The organism is Streptomyces mobaraensis (assembly GCF_020099395.1).
GTDB lineage: Bacteria > Actinomycetota > Actinomycetes > Streptomycetales > Streptomycetaceae > Streptomyces.
The window spans coordinates 976972-992267 of sequence record NZ_CP083590.1 but is presented as its reverse complement, the minus strand read 5'-3'; the positions used below and the strand labels follow the sequence as shown (position 1 = coordinate 992267).

Below are 15296 nucleotides of genomic sequence, written 5' to 3'. Positions count from 1 at the left end.
GGCGGCCGTCGCCGGCGGGCAGGCCGGTCGTCGCCGCGGGGATGCCGGCGTCGCCGCCGCACGCGCCCCGGTCGCACCGGCCGCGCGGACCGGCCTCGCCGTGCGTACCGCCCGTCGCCGCCGGACACGCGGGCGCCCGGGTCCGCGCCCCCGTCCCCGCCGTCTGGTATTCGTGCCCTCACCACCGCTTCCCCGCGCCGCCCGCATGGCCGGCCGGGTCCCGGGTATCCGGGGGCGACCGGGGGGACGAGCAGGGAGGAGCAGGCATGCGCATGCCGGACAAGGGCCGTGCCGCCGCCGTCGCCGTCGCCGCCGCCGAGACGCTGGGGTGGTGGGCCGGGCTCACCCTGTTGTGGGTGGTGCTGATCTCCTCCGTGGACGTCCTGGAGGCCGGGGTCGGGGCGGGGGCCGCGGCGGCCGGGGCGTGGGCGGCCAGGGCGGCGCGCCGGGCGGCGGCGGAGCGGTGAACTGGTGGCTGGCGGGCGCCGCCCTCCTCGTCGCCGGCGGGCTCGGCCCCTGCCTGTGGGGTGCCGCGACCGGCGGTACCGGCCGCCGGATGACCGCCCAGAACACCGCCACGCTGCTGCTGTGCCTGGTGTTCCTGCTGCTGGCCCAGGGGTACGAGCGGCCCGCCTACATCGATCTCGCCCTCGTCGTCTCCGTGCTCGGCCCGGCGGGCACCCTCGTCTTCGTCCGGCTCTTCGAGACCTCGTCCAAGGCCCCCGCCGCCGCGCGCTTCCTCAGCCCCCTCGTCACCGCGGCCACCGTCGCCACCGTCGTCCCGCTCTGCGTCGCCACCGGCCCCGGCCGGGCCATGGCCAAGCTGATCGTGATCGGTGTGCTGCTGCTCGCCGGGGGAGCGGTCACCACCCGGGCGGTGCGCGGTGGTTGACGTCCTCAACGGCCTCGCGCTGCTCCTCGTCGCGGCGGCCGCGACCGCCGCCGTCCTCAACCGGGACCCGGCCCGGCAGGCCGTCGTCCTGTCGCTCCTGGGCCTGGCGCTCGCCGTCCTGTTCACCGTGGACCAGGCGCCGGACGTCGGCCTCTCGCAGCTCGCCGTCGGATCGGCGATCACCCCGCTGATGATCCTGCTGACGGTCCGCAAGGTGCGGCGGATCGGCCGGAGCCGGCAGGCAGAGGACAACGAGAAGGGGCGGTCCCGGTGAGCCGCCGCGTCCGGCTGTGGGTCCTGGCCCTGGGGCTGCTCGCCGTCGCCGCCCTGTTCGCCGCCGCCTGCGCCGAACTGCCGCCGTTCGGCGGCGACCGGCACCCCTACGGCGACCGCGCCGTGCACGCGGCACTGCTCCGGCACACCGCCAACACCGTCTCCTCCGTCAACTTCGACCAGCGCGCCCTCGACACCCTCGGCGAGGAGAGCATTCTGTTCGGCTCCGTCCTCGGCACCGTCGTCCTCCTGCGGCAGACGAGCGACGAGCGCCGGACCGCCCCCCGGCCCGCGCCCGTACCGGACCGGACCCGCCGCTACGGGCTGCTCGCGCTGCCCGTCACCCTCCTCATCGGCCTGTACGTCGTCGCCCACGGCCAGCTCAGCCCCGGCGGCGGCTTCCAGGGCGGCGTCGTCGTGGCGACCGCCGTGCACCTGCTGTACATCGCCGTCGACTACCGCGCCCTGGAACGCGTCCGGCCGCTCGGCCCGTACGAGATCGCCGACGCCGCCGGGGAGGCCGCGTACGCCCTCACCGGCGCGGGCGGGCTGCTCGCCGGCGCCGCCTACCTGACCAACGTCCTGCCGTACGGCACCTTCAACACCCTCTCCTCCGGCGGCACCGTCCCGCTGCTGAACGCCGCCGTCGGCGTGGAGGTCGCCGCCGCCGTGGTCGTCCTGCTGGCCCGGTTCCTCGGCCAGGCCCTGGAGATCGAGGGCGACGAGGAGCGGGGGGAGGGGACCGGATGAGCGTCCTGCCCTACCTCGCCGCCGGCTGGATCTTCCTGGTCGGCGTCTACGGCATGGCCACCAGCCGCGACCTCGTGCACGCCGTCGGCTGCCTGTCCGTCACCCAGTCCTCCACCTATGTGCTGCTCCTGGCCATCGGCTACCGCAAGGGCGGCACCGCGCCGGTCTTCTCCGACATCACGCCCGGCTCCCGGCCCGTCGTCGACCCCGTCGTGCAGGCGCTCGCCCTCACCGACGTCGTCGTCGGCGCGACGGTCACCGCGCTGCTGCTGGCCCTCGTCGTGCAGATCGCCAAACGGCACGGCACCACCGACCCCGACGCCCTGTCCGAACTGAAGGGCTGACCCGGTGGACCGGCTGCTCCCGCTGATCGTCGTGGTACCGCTGCTCGGCGCGGCCCTGCTGGTCGGCGCGGGCCGGCGGATGCCCCGGCCGGTCGCGGAGACCGTCGGCTGCCTCTGCTCCGCCGCCTCCGCCGGCCTCGCCGTGGCCGCCCTCGCCGGCGGCCCCCACATCGTCTGGGCCGGCGACTGGCGGCCCGTGCACGGGCACGGGGTGGGCATCGTCCTCACCGGCGACCGCACCGGCACCGGCCTCGCCGCCCTCACCTCGCTCCTCGTCGTCACCGTCCTCGCCTACGCCTGGCGCTACTTCGACGAACCGCCGCGCGGCCACACCGGCTCCTTCCCCGCCCTCATCCTCCTCTTCCAAGCGGGCATGTGCGGCTTCGCCCTCACCGGCGACCTCTTCAACGCCTTCGTCTTCTTCGAACTCATGGGCGTCGTCGGCTACGCCCTCACCGGCTACCGCGTCGAGGAGGCCCGGCCCGTCCAGGGCGCGCTCGCCTTCGGCTTCGTCAACTCCCTCGGCGGCTACGCCAGCCTCCTCGGCATCGCCCTGCTCTACGCCCGCACCGGCGAACTCGGCATGGCCCAGGCCGGGCGGGAACTCGACGCACTCGGCCGGCACGACGCCCTGGTCCTCGCCTCGCTCGTCCTCATCCTCACCGGACTGCTGGTCAAGGCCGCCGCCGTCCCCTTCCACTTCTGGCTACCGGACGCGCACGCCGTGGCCCCGACGCCCGTCTGCATGCTGCTCTCCGGCGTCATGGTGGAGATGGGCGTCTACGGCGCCGCCCGCGTGTACGTCACGGTCTTCGCCGGGCCCGGCGGCGTCCCCGCCGAGGACTTCCGGCGCGCCCTGACCGTCCTCGGGCTGCTGACCGCCCTCACCGGCGCCACCCTGTGCTGGCAGCAGCGGCACCTCAAACGGCTGCTCGCCTTCTCCACCGTCGCCCACACCGGCCTGTTCCTCGCCGGGCTCGCCGCGCTCGAACCCGACGGCGTCACCGGCGTGTTCCTGTACGTCCTCGGGCACGCGGGCGTCAAGGCCGCCCTCTTCGCCTGCACCGGCGCCCTCCTCGACCGCTACGGCGGCGTCGACGAGCACCGGCTGCACGGACGGGCGCGCGAGATGCGCGGCGTCGGCGTCCTCTACGCCGTCGGCGGACTCGCCCTCGCCGGACTGCCGCCCTTCGGGACCGCGCTCGGCAAGGCGCTGGCCGAGGAGCGGGCCGTGTGGCTGACCGTCCTGTACGTCGTGGTCTCGGCCGTGACCGGCGGCGCGGTGCTGCGCGCCGCCGCCCGGGTGTTCCTCGGCGCCGGGCCCCGCGAGGAGGACGAGTGCGGCGCCCCCGAGACCACCGGCGACCAGGAGGAGCCCGAGACCGACCGCCGGGTGCGCCGGCTGCCGTCGCTGATGGCCACGGTCGCCGCGCTCCTGCTCGCCGGCGCCCTCGCCGTCGGCACCGTGCCCGCCCTCGCCCGCGGGGCGGCCGGCGCGGCGCGCGCCTTCACCGACCACGCCGGGTACGCGGCCTCCGTGCTGGACGGCACGCATGCCGCGCCCGGCGCGGGGCACCCGTACGCCTGGTGGAGTCCGGCCGGTGCGGTCCTCGGCCTGCTCTCGGCCCTGCTCGCCACCGGGCTGGCGGCGCTCGGCGTACGCGGCGCCGTCCCGGCCCGGCGGTGGGCGGCCCCACTGCGCCGGCTGCACTCCGGGCACGTCGGCGACTACGTGGCGTGGACGGCGGCCGGCATCGGGCTGCTGTCGGCGCTGATCCTGTGGCCGGGCGGCTGACCGGGCCCGCCGGGCGCCGCCCCCGATCGGGCGCCCACGCCCTGCGGTGCCCCGCCCCGGGTGCCACGGTGGTCGTGGACGACCGGTGGCGCGCCCGGCCCGCCGAACGGAGGGAGACCCGATGACGGACGGACGGGCGACCGGGGAGACGGAGGAGCGGGCACTCGAAGCGGCGCGCAAGGCGCTGTCCCGGCGCGTCGACGGCGAGGTGCGCTTCGACGCCGGCAGCCGCGGCGCGTACTCCACCGACGGGTCCAACTACCGGCAGCCGCCCCTCGGCGTCGTCCTGCCGCGCACGGTGGACGCCGGCGCGGAGGCGGTCGCCGTGTGCGCCGAGTACGGGCTCCCCGTCCTCTCCCGCGGCGGCGGCACCAGCCTCGCCGGGCAGACCACCAACCGGGCCGTCGTCATCGACTGGTCCAAGTACTGCCACCGGCTCGTCTCGGTCGACCCCGAGGCCCGCACCTGCGTCGTCGAACCCGGCATCGTCCTCGACGACCTCAACCGGCAACTCGCCCCGCACAAGCTGAAGTTCGGGCCGAAACCGTCCACGCACGGCCAGTGCACCATCGGCGGCATGATCGGCAACAACTCGTGCGGCGCCACCGCCCAGGCGTACGGCAAGACCGTCGACAACCTCCGCCGCCTGGAGATCCTCACCTACGACGGACTCCGCTGCTGGACCGGCCCCACCGACGACGACGCGTACGAGCGGATCCAGGCCGCCGGCGGCCGCCGCGCCCACCTCTACCGCGGGCTGCGCGGCCTGGCCGACCGCCACCTCGCCGAGATCCGCCGCGGCTACCCCCGGATCCCCCGCCGCGTCTCCGGCTACAACCTCGACTCCCTCCTCCCCGAGAACGGCTTCCACGTCGCCCGCGCCCTGGCCGGCAGCGAGGGCACCCTCGTCACCGTGCTGCACGCCGAGATCGACCTCGTCCCCGTACCGGCCGCCGCCACCGTCCTCGTCCTCGGCTACGACGACATCTGCGCCGCCGCCGACGACGTCCCCCGCCTCCTCGACAACTGCCACCCCGACCAGCTGGAGGCCATCGACCACCGCATGGCCCAGCTGATGCGCGAGGAGGGCGCCTACCTCGACTCCCTCGAACGCCTCCCCGCCGGAAACAGCTGGCTGCTCCTCCAGTTCACCGGCGACAGCACCGAGGAGACCGACGACAAGGCCCGCGCCCTGCTGCGGGCCATCGGCCGCGCCGAGGGCGCCCCGGACGTCGCCCTCTCCGACGACCCCGAACGCGAACAGGAGATGCTCAAGGCCCGCGAGGCCGGCCTCGGCGTCACCGCCAGGCCGCCCGACGACCGCGAGACCTGGGAGGGCTGGGAGGACTCCGCCGTCCCGCCGGACCGCCTGGGCGACTACCTGCGCGACCTCAAGAAGCTGTTCGCCGAGTTCGGGTACGAGAGCGCGTCCCTCTACGGGCACTTCGGGCAGGGCTGCGTCCACACCCGCGTCCCCTTCGGCCTGCGCACCGCCGAGGGCGTCGCCGACTTCCGCCGCTTCCTGCACCGGGCCGCCGACCTCGTCCAGGACTACGGCGGTTCCCTCTCCGGCGAGCACGGCGACGGGCAGGCCCGCGGCGAACTGCTCGTCCGCATGTTCGGCGAGCGGCTGGTGGGCGCGTTCGCCGAGCTCAAGCAGCTCTGCGACCCCGACGGCCGGATGAACCCCGGCAAGGTCGTCCACCCGCACCGCGTCGACGAGAACCTGCGCCTCGGCCCGCTCTGGCGGCCCTCCGTCGAGGACACCCACTTCCGCTACCCGGAGGACGACCACGAGTTCGGCCGGGCCGTGCTCCGCTGCGTCGGCGTCGGCAAGTGCCGCACCAGCACCGGCGGCGTCATGTGCCCCTCCTACCGCGCCACCCGCGAGGAGGAGCACTCCACCCGCGGCCGCTCCCGGCTCCTCTTCGAGATGCTGAACGGTCACGAGGACTCGACCGTCACCGACGGCTGGCGCTCCACCGCCGTCCGCGACGCCCTCGACCTCTGCCTGGCCTGCAAGGGCTGCAAGTCCGACTGCCCGGTCGGCGTGGACATGGCCACCTACAAGGCCGAGTTCCTCGCCCACCACTACGCCGGGCGGCTCCGGCCCGCCGCCCACTACAGCCTGGGGTGGCTTCCGGTGTGGGCCCGGCTCGCCCGGGTCGCGCCCCGCGCCGTCAACGCGCTGCTCCAGGCGCCCGGCCTGGGCGCCGTCGGCAAGCGGCTCGCCGGAGTGGCGGGGGAGCGGGAACTGCCGCTGTTCGCCGAGGAGTCGTTCCTCGACTGGTGGCGCGCGCGGGGCACGCCCGCGCCCGACCCCGCCGACCCGCGCACGGTCCTGCTCTGGCCCGACACGTTCAGCACCCACTTCCACCCCAACGTCGCCCGGTCCGCCGTCCGGGTGCTGGAGGACGCCGGATTCCGGGTCGCCGTCCCCGAACGGCCCGTCTGCTGCGGCCTCACCTGGATCTCCACCGGCCAACTGACCACGGCCCAGCGCGTGCTGCGGCGCACCCTCGACACGCTCGGCCCGTGGATCGCGGCCGGGACGCCCGTCGTCGGCCTGGAACCCTCCTGCACGGCCGTGTTCCGCGCCGACGCGCCGGAGCTGATGCCGGAGGACCAGGACGTCCAGCGGCTCTCGGAGCAGTTCCTCACCTTCTCGGAACTCCTCGTCAACCGGGCGCCGCACGGCTGGCGGCCACCGCGCGCGGCACGCACCGCGCTGGTGCAGACGCACTGCCACCAGCACGCCGTCATGAAGTTCGACGCCGACAACGAGCTGATGAAACGCGCCGGGCTGCACGCCGACGTCCTCGACGAGGGCTGCTGCGGCCTCGCCGGCAACTTCGGCTTCGAGCGCGGCCATCACGAGCTGTCCATGGACGTCGGCGAACAGGGCGTCCTCCCGGCCGTGCGCGCCGCCGGACCCGCGACGTACGTCCTGGCCGACGGCTTCAGCTGCCGCACCCAGATCGAGCAGGGCGGCACCGGCCGCCGGGCCATGCACCTGGCCGAGGCGCTCGCCCTCGGCCTCGACGGCCCGGCCCCGGCCGAACACCCCGAGAAGCTGGGCGCCCTGCGGCCGGACCGGCGGCGGGCGGACGCGTGGGCGGTGGCGGCGGTGGCCGGCGCGGGCGTGGCGGGGGCGGTAGGGGCGGTGGCGGCCGCGGCCCGGGGGAAGGCCCGGGGCCGCGGCGACTGAGGGGGTGCCCCAAGGGCCTCGGAAAGGGTCTCAGATGGAGAACACGCCGTGGTCGTACCAGCCGTTCCCGGCCTGCTGGTCCCACCAGGCGCTCCACACCCGCCCGTTGGACCCCGCCCAGAAGACGTCCAGGTGCCCGGAGGTGCGGGCGACGGCGGTGACCCCGCTGCCCGGGACGGCCGGGACGGGCCACTGGGCGGCGATGGGGAAGACCCCGTGGTCGTACCAGCCCATGCCGGCGATCTGGTCCCACCAGGCACTCCAGACCTTGCCGTCGGTGCCGACCCAGAAGACGTCGAGATGTCCGCTGGTGCGGGCGACGGCGGCCACGCCGGTGCCGGGGGCCGCGGGGACCGGGAAGGACGCGGCGATCGGGAACGCGCCGTGGTCGTACCAGCCGTTCCCGGTGGCCTGGTCCCACCAGTTGCTCCAGATCTTCCCGTCGGTGCCGGCCCAGAAGACGTCCAGGTGGCCGCTGGTGCGGGCGACGGCCGCGACGCCCGAACCGGGGGCCACGGGGACCGGGAACCGGGCGGCGATGGGGAACGCCCCGTGGTCGTACCAGCCGTTCCCGGTGGCCTGGTCCCACCAGTTGCTCCAGATCTTCCCGTCCGTGCCCGCCCAGAAGACGTCCAGGTGCCCGGAGGTGCGGGCGACGGAGGTCACCGCGGTGCCGGGGGCGGCCTGGACCGGGAAGTCACGGGCGATGGGGAACGCGCCGTGGTCGTACCAGCCCGCGCCGGCGTTCTGGTCCCACCAGTTGCTCCAGATCTTCCCGTCGGTGCCCGCCCAGAAGACGTCGAGGTGTCCGGAGGTCCGGGCGACGGAAGCGATGCCCGTCCCGGGGGCGGCGGGGACGGGGAACTCGCGGGCGATGGGGAACGCGCCGTGGTCGTACCAGCCCGCGCCCGCGTTCTGGTCCCACCAGTTGCTCCAGACCTTGCCGTCCGTGCCCGCCCAGAAGACGTCCAGGTGGCCGGAGGTCCGGGCGACGGACGTGACCCCGGTGTCGTGGGCCGCGGGCACCGGCCAGTCGCGGGCGATGGGGAACGCGCCGTGGTCACCCCAGCTGTTCCCGGCCTGCTGGTCCCACCAGTTGCTCCACACCTTGCCGTCGCTGTTCACCCAGAAGACGTCCAGGTGGCCCGAGGTGCGCGCCACCGAGGTGACCCGGTTCGCGGGCAGCCGGGGCAGCAGCGTCTGCCGGATCCGGCGCTGGCACACCGCGCAGAACGGCTGCCCCAGCACGCGCATCCGGCAGTTGTACTGCGGCCGGAAGGCGGCGCAGTGGTAGTAGTCGGCCCCCTCGAACGCGCCCACCGTGGCCGCGCCGACGGGGTTGGGCTGGGTGTCGCACAGCGCGCAGTTGGGGTTCCGCGTCGTCGGCATCGCCGTGGCGGGGGCGACGAGGTCGCGCCACTTGTTCGTCGCCCGGTTGGGGTCGATGGTGACGTTGGGCTGCGCCGGCTCGACGGCCGGGTGGGTGTTGCGGTTGGTGTCGACGCCGCAGCCCAGGTAGTACTCATACTCGTCCGCGAGGCCGAACGCCGTGTGGCCCATTTCATGGAGGCCGATCTCGTTGGCGTTGGGCGCCAGGGAGAACACCGCGACCGATCCGCCGGAGCCGCCGTACACGGTGGAGTTGACGATCACCATCACCATGTTCCACTGCGGCACCTGCTGACCCGCCACCGCCAGGGCGGTGCCCGTGTTGACCGTCAGCAGCCGGCGGGTGCCGTTGTGGCAGAACGCCGCGTCGAAGTACGTGGCCGGTGCCGCGCCCGTACCGCCGCAGGCCGTGGGGTCGTCGGCGCCGCTGTCGGACGAGCGGACGTCCATCCGGTAGACGTTGATCGCGGGCCGCAGCCCGGTGAACGGCGCGGTGGCGAAGAGGGTGGTGACGAAGCTCTGCGCGTTCGCGGCGAACTGGCCCAGCTCGGTGGCGCGGTAGCCGTCGCCCATGATGACCAGGTTCCAGCGGGCGTTCGCCGGACCGTTGTCGACGATTTTGGTGGTGCCGATGACGGCACCGTCCCCCGTCCCCATCTCAACGGCCCCCCTCGGGTCCTTCGTCCGTCTCGTCCGTCTCATCCGTTTCCGGAGTGAGAGAGAAGCGCGCCACCTCGGACGCGGGGGCCACGGTCGGCCCCGGGGCGAGCGGGCTGCTCACCAGCGCGACGTGGTCGGCTCCCTCGATCTCGGGGACCAGTACCGCGAACGTCCCCTTCGGCTCGTCCACCGGCACCCGGGCGAGCGAGCGCTCCGCGTCGTCGGAGAACACCTCGGCGTCGTGGCGCACCGGGGGGTGCATGACGCGCCGGTAGAGCGGGCGTTGCCGGCCGTCGCGGACCTCCACCCAGAAGCCCTTGACGTCGGGCTGTGCGGCGATGGAGGCCGGGCCGGCCAGGTCGTCGGTGGGCGGCGGGACGGCGTCCACCCGCTGCCGGGAGACGAGCCGGATGTCCGGCCCCTCGTACGCGAAGATCAGCCGGACGGCGGCCGGGCCGGCCGGTCCCGCACCGGTGTGCTGTTCGGATGTCACGGTCGTCCATCCCCATTTCCAGGATTCTCAGGGTTGCCGGGGCGGTGTCCGGGCGCGTGCCGGGGCGTTCTCCGGGGCGCTTCCCGGGACACCGGACGGCCGGGATCCGGGGGCGCCGACGATGGGGGTGCCCTCGGGAAGGGACGGGGACCCGGGACGGCGACCGGAACGGAAACCGTCGGGACGGAGACTCGTCGGCCCTTCGGGAAGGCACGGGCCTTCGGGAGGGGCGGGCCTTCGGGAAGGCGCGGGCCCGGCCGCGCGCGGACGGGCGGAAGGCGGGGCGGAGAGCGGGGCGGACAGAACAGGCGGTCCACGAGCGGGAGAACGGAGGGCGGGGCCGGCCGCGTCGCACGGCCCGCACCCGGCCCGCGCACCGCTCACGCCCCGGCGGTGCCGTCGGACGGTTGCCCGGCGCCGCCACTGGTCATGGTGAGGGCGCACGGACACCCGCGCAATACCCCCGAACGGGTGAAGCGGGGAGGGGCGGGAGGGGCGTGGCGGGGCGCCGGGTGCGGCCCCGCCACGCGTCGCGCCCCCAGGCGGCCGGCGCGGGGCGGTCGGGGCCGGGCGGGCGGCCGGCACCCGGCGCGCTCAGCGCCGGGCGCGCCGCAGTCCACCGGCCGCGCCCACCCCGGCCGCCAGCGCGGCCAGCGCCAGGGCGCCACGGTGGCGGGACGCCCACGGCTGGGCGGCCCGGACGACCGTCTGGTCGTCGAAGAGGCCGTGGGCCCCGAAGTCGTGGCCGCCCTCGTCGTCCTCCGGGTGCCAGAGGTTGACGGGCAGGCCCTCCTCCGCCGGCATGGACGTCTGCTGGGCGGAGAAGCCGGTCCGGGCGAGATAGCGGTCCAGCAGCCCAGGCGCCACCGCGTTGGCGATCAGGGTGCCGACGGTGCTGCCGCCGATCCAGTACTCGCGCCGGCGCGGGTGGTCGGCCGCGTACACGATGGCCCGGGCGGCCACCTCCGGCTGGTAGATCGGCGGTACGGGCTGCGGGCGGCGCGGCATCCGGGTCAGCGCCCAGCGGAACTGCGGGGTGTTGACGGCCGGCAGCTGCACCATCGTCGTCCGCACCCTGCTGCCCTCGTGCAGCAGCTCGCAGCGCAGCGACTCGTTCATGCCCTGGATGGCGTGCTTGGCCCCGCAGTAGGCGGACTGGAGGGGGATGCCACGGTAGGCGAGGGCCGAGCCGACCTGCACGATCGTGCCGTGGTCGCGGGGCAGCATGCGGGACAGGGCGGCCTGGGTCCCGTACACGTAGCCCAGATAGGTGACTTCCGTCGTGCGCCGGAACTCGTCCGGTTCGATCTCGACGAAGGGCGCGAAGACGGTGGCGAAGGCGTTGTTGACCCAGACGTCGACCGGGCCGAACTCCTCCTCCACCCGGTTCGCCGCCTCCCGCACGGCGTGCGCGTCGGCCATGTCCACGGGGATGGCGAGGGCCCGGCCCCCGGCCTTCTCGACTTCCTGGACGGCGGCGTCAAGCCCCTTCCGCCCGCGTGCCAGCAGGGCGACGCTGTCTCCGCGAGCGGCGAACGCCCGGGCGGTCGCCCGCCCGACCCCGCCGCTCGCTCCGGTCACCACGACGACTTTCGGCCTCCTGCGGATGTTCACCGCCGCCGGGTACCCGGCGGGGCGGACGGCAAACGGGGGGACGGCGGAAGGGGGGCGGTGAACGGGAGGACGGTGATCGGGCGGACGGGGGCGAACAGGGCCGGGCGCGGCCGGCTCGGTCCGGCATGCTCGGCGTATGCGAAACCACCGCGCACCGACGCTCGCCGCGCTGCTCGTCCTCGTCGCCCTGATCCCCGCCCTGGCCCCGAACTCGCCCGCCGCGCATGCGGCCGGCCCCGCGAGCGTCGCGGACGCCGGAGGGCCCGCGAGAGCCGGGGACGTCGGCGGGTCCGCGACGGCGGCGAGTCCCGGCTCGGTGGAGCGGCTCTACGGCTCCGCGAACCGCACCTTCCCGACGACGCGCCGCGAGGTGGCCCTCACCTTCAACGCGGCCTGGGACGAGGCCGGCCTGGCGGACGTCCTGCGCACGCTCGACCGGAACGACGCGCCCGCCACCTTCTTCCCCACCGGCCGGTTCGCCGAGCGCCACCCCGACGCCGTCCGGGCGATGGCCCGCCGGCACGGTGTCGGCAGCCACTCGCACACCCACCCGCACTTCTCCCGCCTCACCCGCGCGGAGGCGGAGGAGGAGGTGACGTCCGCCGACCGCGCCCTCCGCGCCACGGGAACCGTCCCCCTGCCCTTCTTCCGCTTCCCCTACGGTGAGACCACCCCGCAGACGATCGCCCACGTCAACTCCCTGGGCCTCGCCGACATCGAGTGGACCACCGACACCAAGGGCTACCTCGGCACCCCCGGCGGAATGACCGTCCAGCAGGCGGTGAAGCGCGTCGCCGACGTCCTCCGCCCCGGCGCCATCATCCAGATGCACATCGGTTCCGCCGACGGCTCGGGCGAGGTCCTGGACGCGGAGGCGCTGCCGCAGATCATCGACCTGGTGCGGGCGCGGGGGTACGAGGTGGCCGATCTGCGGGGGCTGACGGGGGACGCCCCGACGCCGGATCAGGCCCGCCCGGTCACACGGACCACTTCTCCATGATCGTCGCCACCTGCCCCTTGCCGTTGAGCGTGATCTCGTAGACGTTGCCGTAGCAGCCGAAGGGCGGCTTCACCCGGATGTGGTCCTCCGCCAGGCAGCGGTCGATGTGCGGGGCCGACTGGTCCTTGCCGACCGGTCCGCCCACGCCGAGATGTGCGCGGCACCCCGCCGCACGGCGGCTTCCGGGTCCCGGGCGAGCCGCGCGCAGACCGCCATGACGCCGGCCGCGTCGTCCGTCCCCGCGAGTGCGTCGTCCACCCCGGTCTGCAGCCAGTCGGCCTGGCTGTCACCGGCCTCTTCGAGAGCGAGGGCGACGAGCCGTACGGCGGCCGCCGTTCCGGCCCGGGTCAGGGCCTCGGCCACCCGCCGGGTCACTGCCGTGTCCTCCGCGTCCAGCAGCAGCCTCAGCAGTGCCTCCGCGGCCTGGGGAACATCGGCGACCGGGGCGAGCGCGCACCCGGCGCGGGCCCGTTCGGCCCATGTACGAGCCGAGGCGCCGGCCAACGCCGCCTCCAGCCCTTCTGTCGTCTCCGGCATGAACCGACCGTCTCATGCCCGGCGGCGGGATCCGAACCGGAGCCCGAAATCCTCGTTGCCGCACCGGGGGAGAACGGCGATGCTGACCCGATGCCGGGACAGCGCAAGAGGAAACGTCAGCAGCAGCGTGAGAGGGAGCGGGCCACGGTCCGGTTCGGGCCCGAGGAGGGGTGGTGGCAGCCGCTGTTCGAGACCCGGGACGAGGAGCAGTGGCACGCGCACCTGCGGGGGCTGCGGGAGGCCGACCCCGGGATCGACTGGTCGGCGATGCGGATGGACATGTTCTGCGGGCGCCTGACGCAGCCGACCGTCTTCCGGCTGAGCCGGTTCATGCCGCATGCCGCGACCGCGTCCGCGACCGCGACCGCGACCGCGTCCGATTCCGGCCCGGGGCAGGGGAGCGCCCCGTGACCGGAGTGGCGAACTGACCGTTCCCTACTGCTCGTCGCGTGCGGCAGGCCGTTCGGCGATCCTGGCCTCGACCGCCTCGTGCAGCTCGTCCGGCGTGAACCCGAGGCCGCGCAGGATCCGCGCGGCCGGGCTCTCCTCGACGCGGATCAGGCCCAGCAGCATGTGTTCCGTGCCGATCCAGTCGTGGCCGAGCTCCGCCGCCGCGTGGCGCGCCTGGTCGATGGCCTCCTTGCTCTCCGTCCTGAACGCGATGTGACCTCGCGGCGCTTTCTCCCCGGCCGGCGGCAGCGCTTCGTCGATCGCGTCGCGGACGCGCCGCTCCGACCCGCCCTTCGCCACCAGCAGTTCGTACGCGAGGCCACGGGGCTCGCCGAGCAGCCCCAGCAGCAGGTGTTCCGTACCGATGAAGTCGTGCTTGTGCGTGCGGGCGGCTTCCTGCGCCAGCACGATGCCGTGCCGGTTCAGCTTGGTGAACCGCTCGAAGGGGGCGGGCGTGTGGCGTTGCTGGGCGGCTTGCTTGGACACGCCGATGGCGTCGCCGATCTCGGTCCAGGAGGCGCCGTTCCGCTTGGCCTTGCTGACGTAGTGGTCGATGAGCTGGTCACCGAGGTCGGTCAGCGTCTGGGCGCGCAGCCGCGCCTCGCTGATGCGGGCCAGCAGGTCGGCGTCGGGGAGTTCCTCGTCGAGCCGGGCGATCAGGTCGGCGAGGCTGATGTCGAGTGGGCTCATGCGTCAAGCTTGGGTTGACGCGTGCCCGCCGTCAAGTACTAGTTGACGCGAATCCGCAGGGCGTGGCCGGGCGGTTGGGCCGAAACGTGTGCGAGTCCGGTCAAGGCGCCGGACTCACGCTCACGCCACGCAGAACTCGTTGCCCTCGGGGTCCCGCATGATCCACCAGTGCCCGGCCGGCCCCTTGTCCACCTCTTGGACGCGGGTCGCCCCCAGGTCTTCCAGCCTGGCCAACAGCTGGTCCATGCCGCCGGGTTCGCTGTGGACGTCGAGGTGCAGGCGGTTCTTGCCCGTCTTGGCCTCGGGGACGTCCTGGAAGAGCAGCCGCCGGCCGCGGCCGACGCCGCTCGTCCCGTCGAACGGGTCCTCGGGGTGGCGGATCGCGGCATAGCCGCGGAAGGTCTTGCGGCCGCGGTGCTCGGTGACGGCCTCCTCGCCGATGCGGCCGGCGGCCAGCAGCTGCTCGATGAGCGCGCTGGGGTCCTCCACCTCGTACTCCAAGGCCGCGGCCCAGAAGTCCGCGAGGGCGGGCGCGTTCGTGCTGTCGACGACCAGCTTCCAGCTCAATGTCATGTAACCAGTTATAGTGGTTACATGGACTCCTCCGCAACCAAGGGGCTGACGCTGCACTCCCGCACCGGCGTCGCCTACCGGTTCGACCCCGGCGCGCTGTGTCTGGAACTGCTGACCACCGGCGGCCCCGGCCCCTACCGCCGCTACGAGGTCCTGCACGCGCCCGCCGACCTGGCCGCCTGGGCGGACCGGTCACGACTGACTCCGACGCCCGCGCTCGACATCTCCGCGGCGGAAGTGGCCGCCATGCGAGGGCTGCGCGACGCGCTGTTCCGGGTGATCGCCGCCCACACGAGCGGCGAGCCTCACCCGCCCCGCGACCTGGCGATGGTCAACGAGGCGGCCGCCCGTCCGGCCATGGCCCCCGCCATCACGCCGACCGGGAAGCGGCAGTGGGCCGGAACCCCCACCGGCACGCACCTGGCGGCCACCGTCGCCCGGGACGCCGTCGAGCTGCTGACCGGCCCCTTCGCGCACCGCATCCGCACCTGCGCCGCCGAGGACTGCCACCTCGTCTACGTTGACACCTCACGCCCCGGCCGCCGCCGCTGGTGCTCCATGGAGCACTGCGGCAACCGCCACAAGGTCAGGGCGCTGCGCGCCCGCCACACCGAGGAAGGATGACCGC

General features: G+C 74.6%; 16 protein-coding genes. 10 read left to right on the top strand and 6 right to left on the bottom strand.

All coding sequences use genetic code 11. The annotated features are described in order from the left end of the window. The first annotated feature begins 266 nt into the window (after window positions 1–266). The 7 genes from K7I03_RS04070 (at window position 267) to K7I03_RS04040 (ending at window position 7262) form a co-directional block, all read left to right on the top strand. Entirely contained in the window at window positions 267–467 is a 201-nt protein-coding gene (locus K7I03_RS04070) for a hypothetical protein (protein ID WP_224346863.1), read from the top strand. Continuing rightward, a complete protein-coding gene (locus K7I03_RS04065; RefSeq protein ID WP_224346862.1) occupies window positions 464–892 on the top strand; it encodes a monovalent cation/H+ antiporter complex subunit F in 429 nt (142 codons plus the stop codon). Before K7I03_RS04070 ends, K7I03_RS04065 begins: the two co-directional genes overlap by 4 nt. Then, window positions 885–1166 (top strand): Na(+)/H(+) antiporter subunit B, encoded by a 282-nt coding sequence (locus tag K7I03_RS04060; RefSeq protein WP_185942063.1) that lies wholly within the window; start codon window positions 885–887, stop codon window positions 1164–1166. The genes K7I03_RS04065 and K7I03_RS04060 overlap by 8 nt, the downstream gene beginning before the upstream one ends. Further along, window positions 1163–1915: an MnhB domain-containing protein gene (locus tag K7I03_RS04055; RefSeq protein WP_185942062.1), complete on the top strand. Its 753-nt coding sequence runs from the start codon at window positions 1163–1165 to the stop codon at window positions 1913–1915. The genes K7I03_RS04060 and K7I03_RS04055 overlap by 4 nt, the downstream gene beginning before the upstream one ends. Next, complete coding sequence (locus tag K7I03_RS04050; protein WP_185942061.1) at window positions 1912–2259, top strand: sodium:proton antiporter; 348 nt, start codon at window positions 1912–1914, stop codon at window positions 2257–2259. Before K7I03_RS04055 ends, K7I03_RS04050 begins: the two co-directional genes overlap by 4 nt. Window positions 2260–2263: 4 nt before the next feature. Then, on the top strand, window positions 2264–4054 hold the full coding sequence (locus K7I03_RS04045) for a complex I subunit 5 family protein (protein ID WP_185942060.1): 1791 nt from the start codon (window positions 2264–2266) through the stop codon (window positions 4052–4054). Between the two features lie 121 nt (window positions 4055–4175). Next, on the top strand, window positions 4176–7262 hold the full coding sequence (locus K7I03_RS04040) for an FAD-binding and (Fe-S)-binding domain-containing protein (RefSeq protein WP_185942059.1): 3087 nt from the start codon (window positions 4176–4178) through the stop codon (window positions 7260–7262). Window positions 7263–7292: 30 nt separating this feature from the next. Here K7I03_RS04040 and K7I03_RS04035 read toward each other — a convergent pair whose 3' ends face one another. The 3 genes from K7I03_RS04035 to K7I03_RS04025 all read right to left on the bottom strand — a co-directional run bounded on the left by K7I03_RS04035 (window position 7293) and on the right by K7I03_RS04025 (window position 11418). Next, window positions 7293–9308, bottom strand: coding sequence for a M64 family metallopeptidase (locus tag K7I03_RS04035; protein ID WP_185942058.1), 2016 nt, complete (start codon window positions 9306–9308; stop codon window positions 7293–7295). A 1-nt stretch (window position 9309) separates the two neighbouring features. Further along, window positions 9310–9804: a hypothetical protein gene (locus K7I03_RS04030; RefSeq protein WP_185942057.1), complete on the bottom strand. Its 495-nt coding sequence runs from the start codon at window positions 9802–9804 to the stop codon at window positions 9310–9312. A gap of 594 nt (window positions 9805–10398) precedes the next feature. After that, window positions 10399–11418, bottom strand: coding sequence for an SDR family oxidoreductase (locus K7I03_RS04025; protein ID WP_185942056.1), 1020 nt, complete (start codon window positions 11416–11418; stop codon window positions 10399–10401). Between the two features lie 136 nt (window positions 11419–11554). Here K7I03_RS04025 and K7I03_RS04020 point away from each other — a divergent pair, with 136 nt between their 5' ends. Then, window positions 11555–12418: a polysaccharide deacetylase family protein gene (locus K7I03_RS04020; protein WP_185942055.1), complete on the top strand. Its 864-nt coding sequence runs from the start codon at window positions 11555–11557 to the stop codon at window positions 12416–12418. A 69-nt stretch (window positions 12419–12487) separates the two neighbouring features. Here the strand turns inward: K7I03_RS04020 and K7I03_RS04015 are convergent, their stop codons facing one another. Beyond that, window positions 12488–12955, bottom strand: a complete 468-nt coding sequence (locus tag K7I03_RS04015; protein ID WP_224346861.1) for a hypothetical protein — start codon at window positions 12953–12955, stop codon at window positions 12488–12490. 90 nt (window positions 12956–13045) lie between these two features. Here K7I03_RS04015 and K7I03_RS04010 point away from each other — a divergent pair, with 90 nt between their 5' ends. After that, window positions 13046–13366 (top strand): hypothetical protein, encoded by a 321-nt coding sequence (locus tag K7I03_RS04010; RefSeq protein ID WP_224346860.1) that lies wholly within the window; start codon window positions 13046–13048, stop codon window positions 13364–13366. Between the two features lie 24 nt (window positions 13367–13390). Here K7I03_RS04010 and K7I03_RS04005 read toward each other — a convergent pair whose 3' ends face one another. Both K7I03_RS04005 and K7I03_RS04000 read right to left on the bottom strand, forming a co-directional pair. Further along, window positions 13391–14095, bottom strand: coding sequence for a Clp protease N-terminal domain-containing protein (locus K7I03_RS04005; RefSeq protein ID WP_185942054.1), 705 nt, complete (start codon window positions 14093–14095; stop codon window positions 13391–13393). A gap of 120 nt (window positions 14096–14215) precedes the next feature. Continuing rightward, window positions 14216–14668, bottom strand: a complete 453-nt coding sequence (locus K7I03_RS04000; RefSeq protein ID WP_185942053.1) for a VOC family protein — start codon at window positions 14666–14668, stop codon at window positions 14216–14218. Window positions 14669–14689: 21 nt separating this feature from the next. Here K7I03_RS04000 and K7I03_RS03995 point away from each other — a divergent pair, with 21 nt between their 5' ends. Then, entirely contained in the window at window positions 14690–15292 is a 603-nt protein-coding gene (locus K7I03_RS03995; protein WP_185942052.1) for a CGNR zinc finger domain-containing protein, read from the top strand. Window positions 15293–15296: the final 4 nt, after the last annotated feature.

Coding starts and splice junctions, on each gene's coding strand:
- K7I03_RS04005 (WP_185942054.1), bottom strand. CDS start 14,095: ATGAGCCCACTCGACATCAGCCTCGCCGACCTGATCGCCCGGCTCGAC.
- K7I03_RS03995 (WP_185942052.1), top strand. CDS start 14,690: ATGGACTCCTCCGCAACCAAGGGGCTGACGCTGCACTCCCGCACCGGC.
- K7I03_RS04010 (WP_224346860.1), top strand. CDS start 13,046: ATGCCGGGACAGCGCAAGAGGAAACGTCAGCAGCAGCGTGAGAGGGAG.
- K7I03_RS04050 (WP_185942061.1), top strand. CDS start 1,912: ATGAGCGTCCTGCCCTACCTCGCCGCCGGCTGGATCTTCCTGGTCGGC.
- K7I03_RS04000 (WP_185942053.1), bottom strand. CDS start 14,668: ATGACATTGAGCTGGAAGCTGGTCGTCGACAGCACGAACGCGCCCGCC.
- K7I03_RS04015 (WP_224346861.1), bottom strand. CDS start 12,955: ATGCCGGAGACGACAGAAGGGCTGGAGGCGGCGTTGGCCGGCGCCTCG.
- K7I03_RS04035 (WP_185942058.1), bottom strand. CDS start 9,308: ATGGGGACGGGGGACGGTGCCGTCATCGGCACCACCAAAATCGTCGAC.
- K7I03_RS04070 (WP_224346863.1), top strand. CDS start 267: ATGCGCATGCCGGACAAGGGCCGTGCCGCCGCCGTCGCCGTCGCCGCC.
- K7I03_RS04040 (WP_185942059.1), top strand. CDS start 4,176: ATGACGGACGGACGGGCGACCGGGGAGACGGAGGAGCGGGCACTCGAA.
- K7I03_RS04020 (WP_185942055.1), top strand. CDS start 11,555: ATGCGAAACCACCGCGCACCGACGCTCGCCGCGCTGCTCGTCCTCGTC.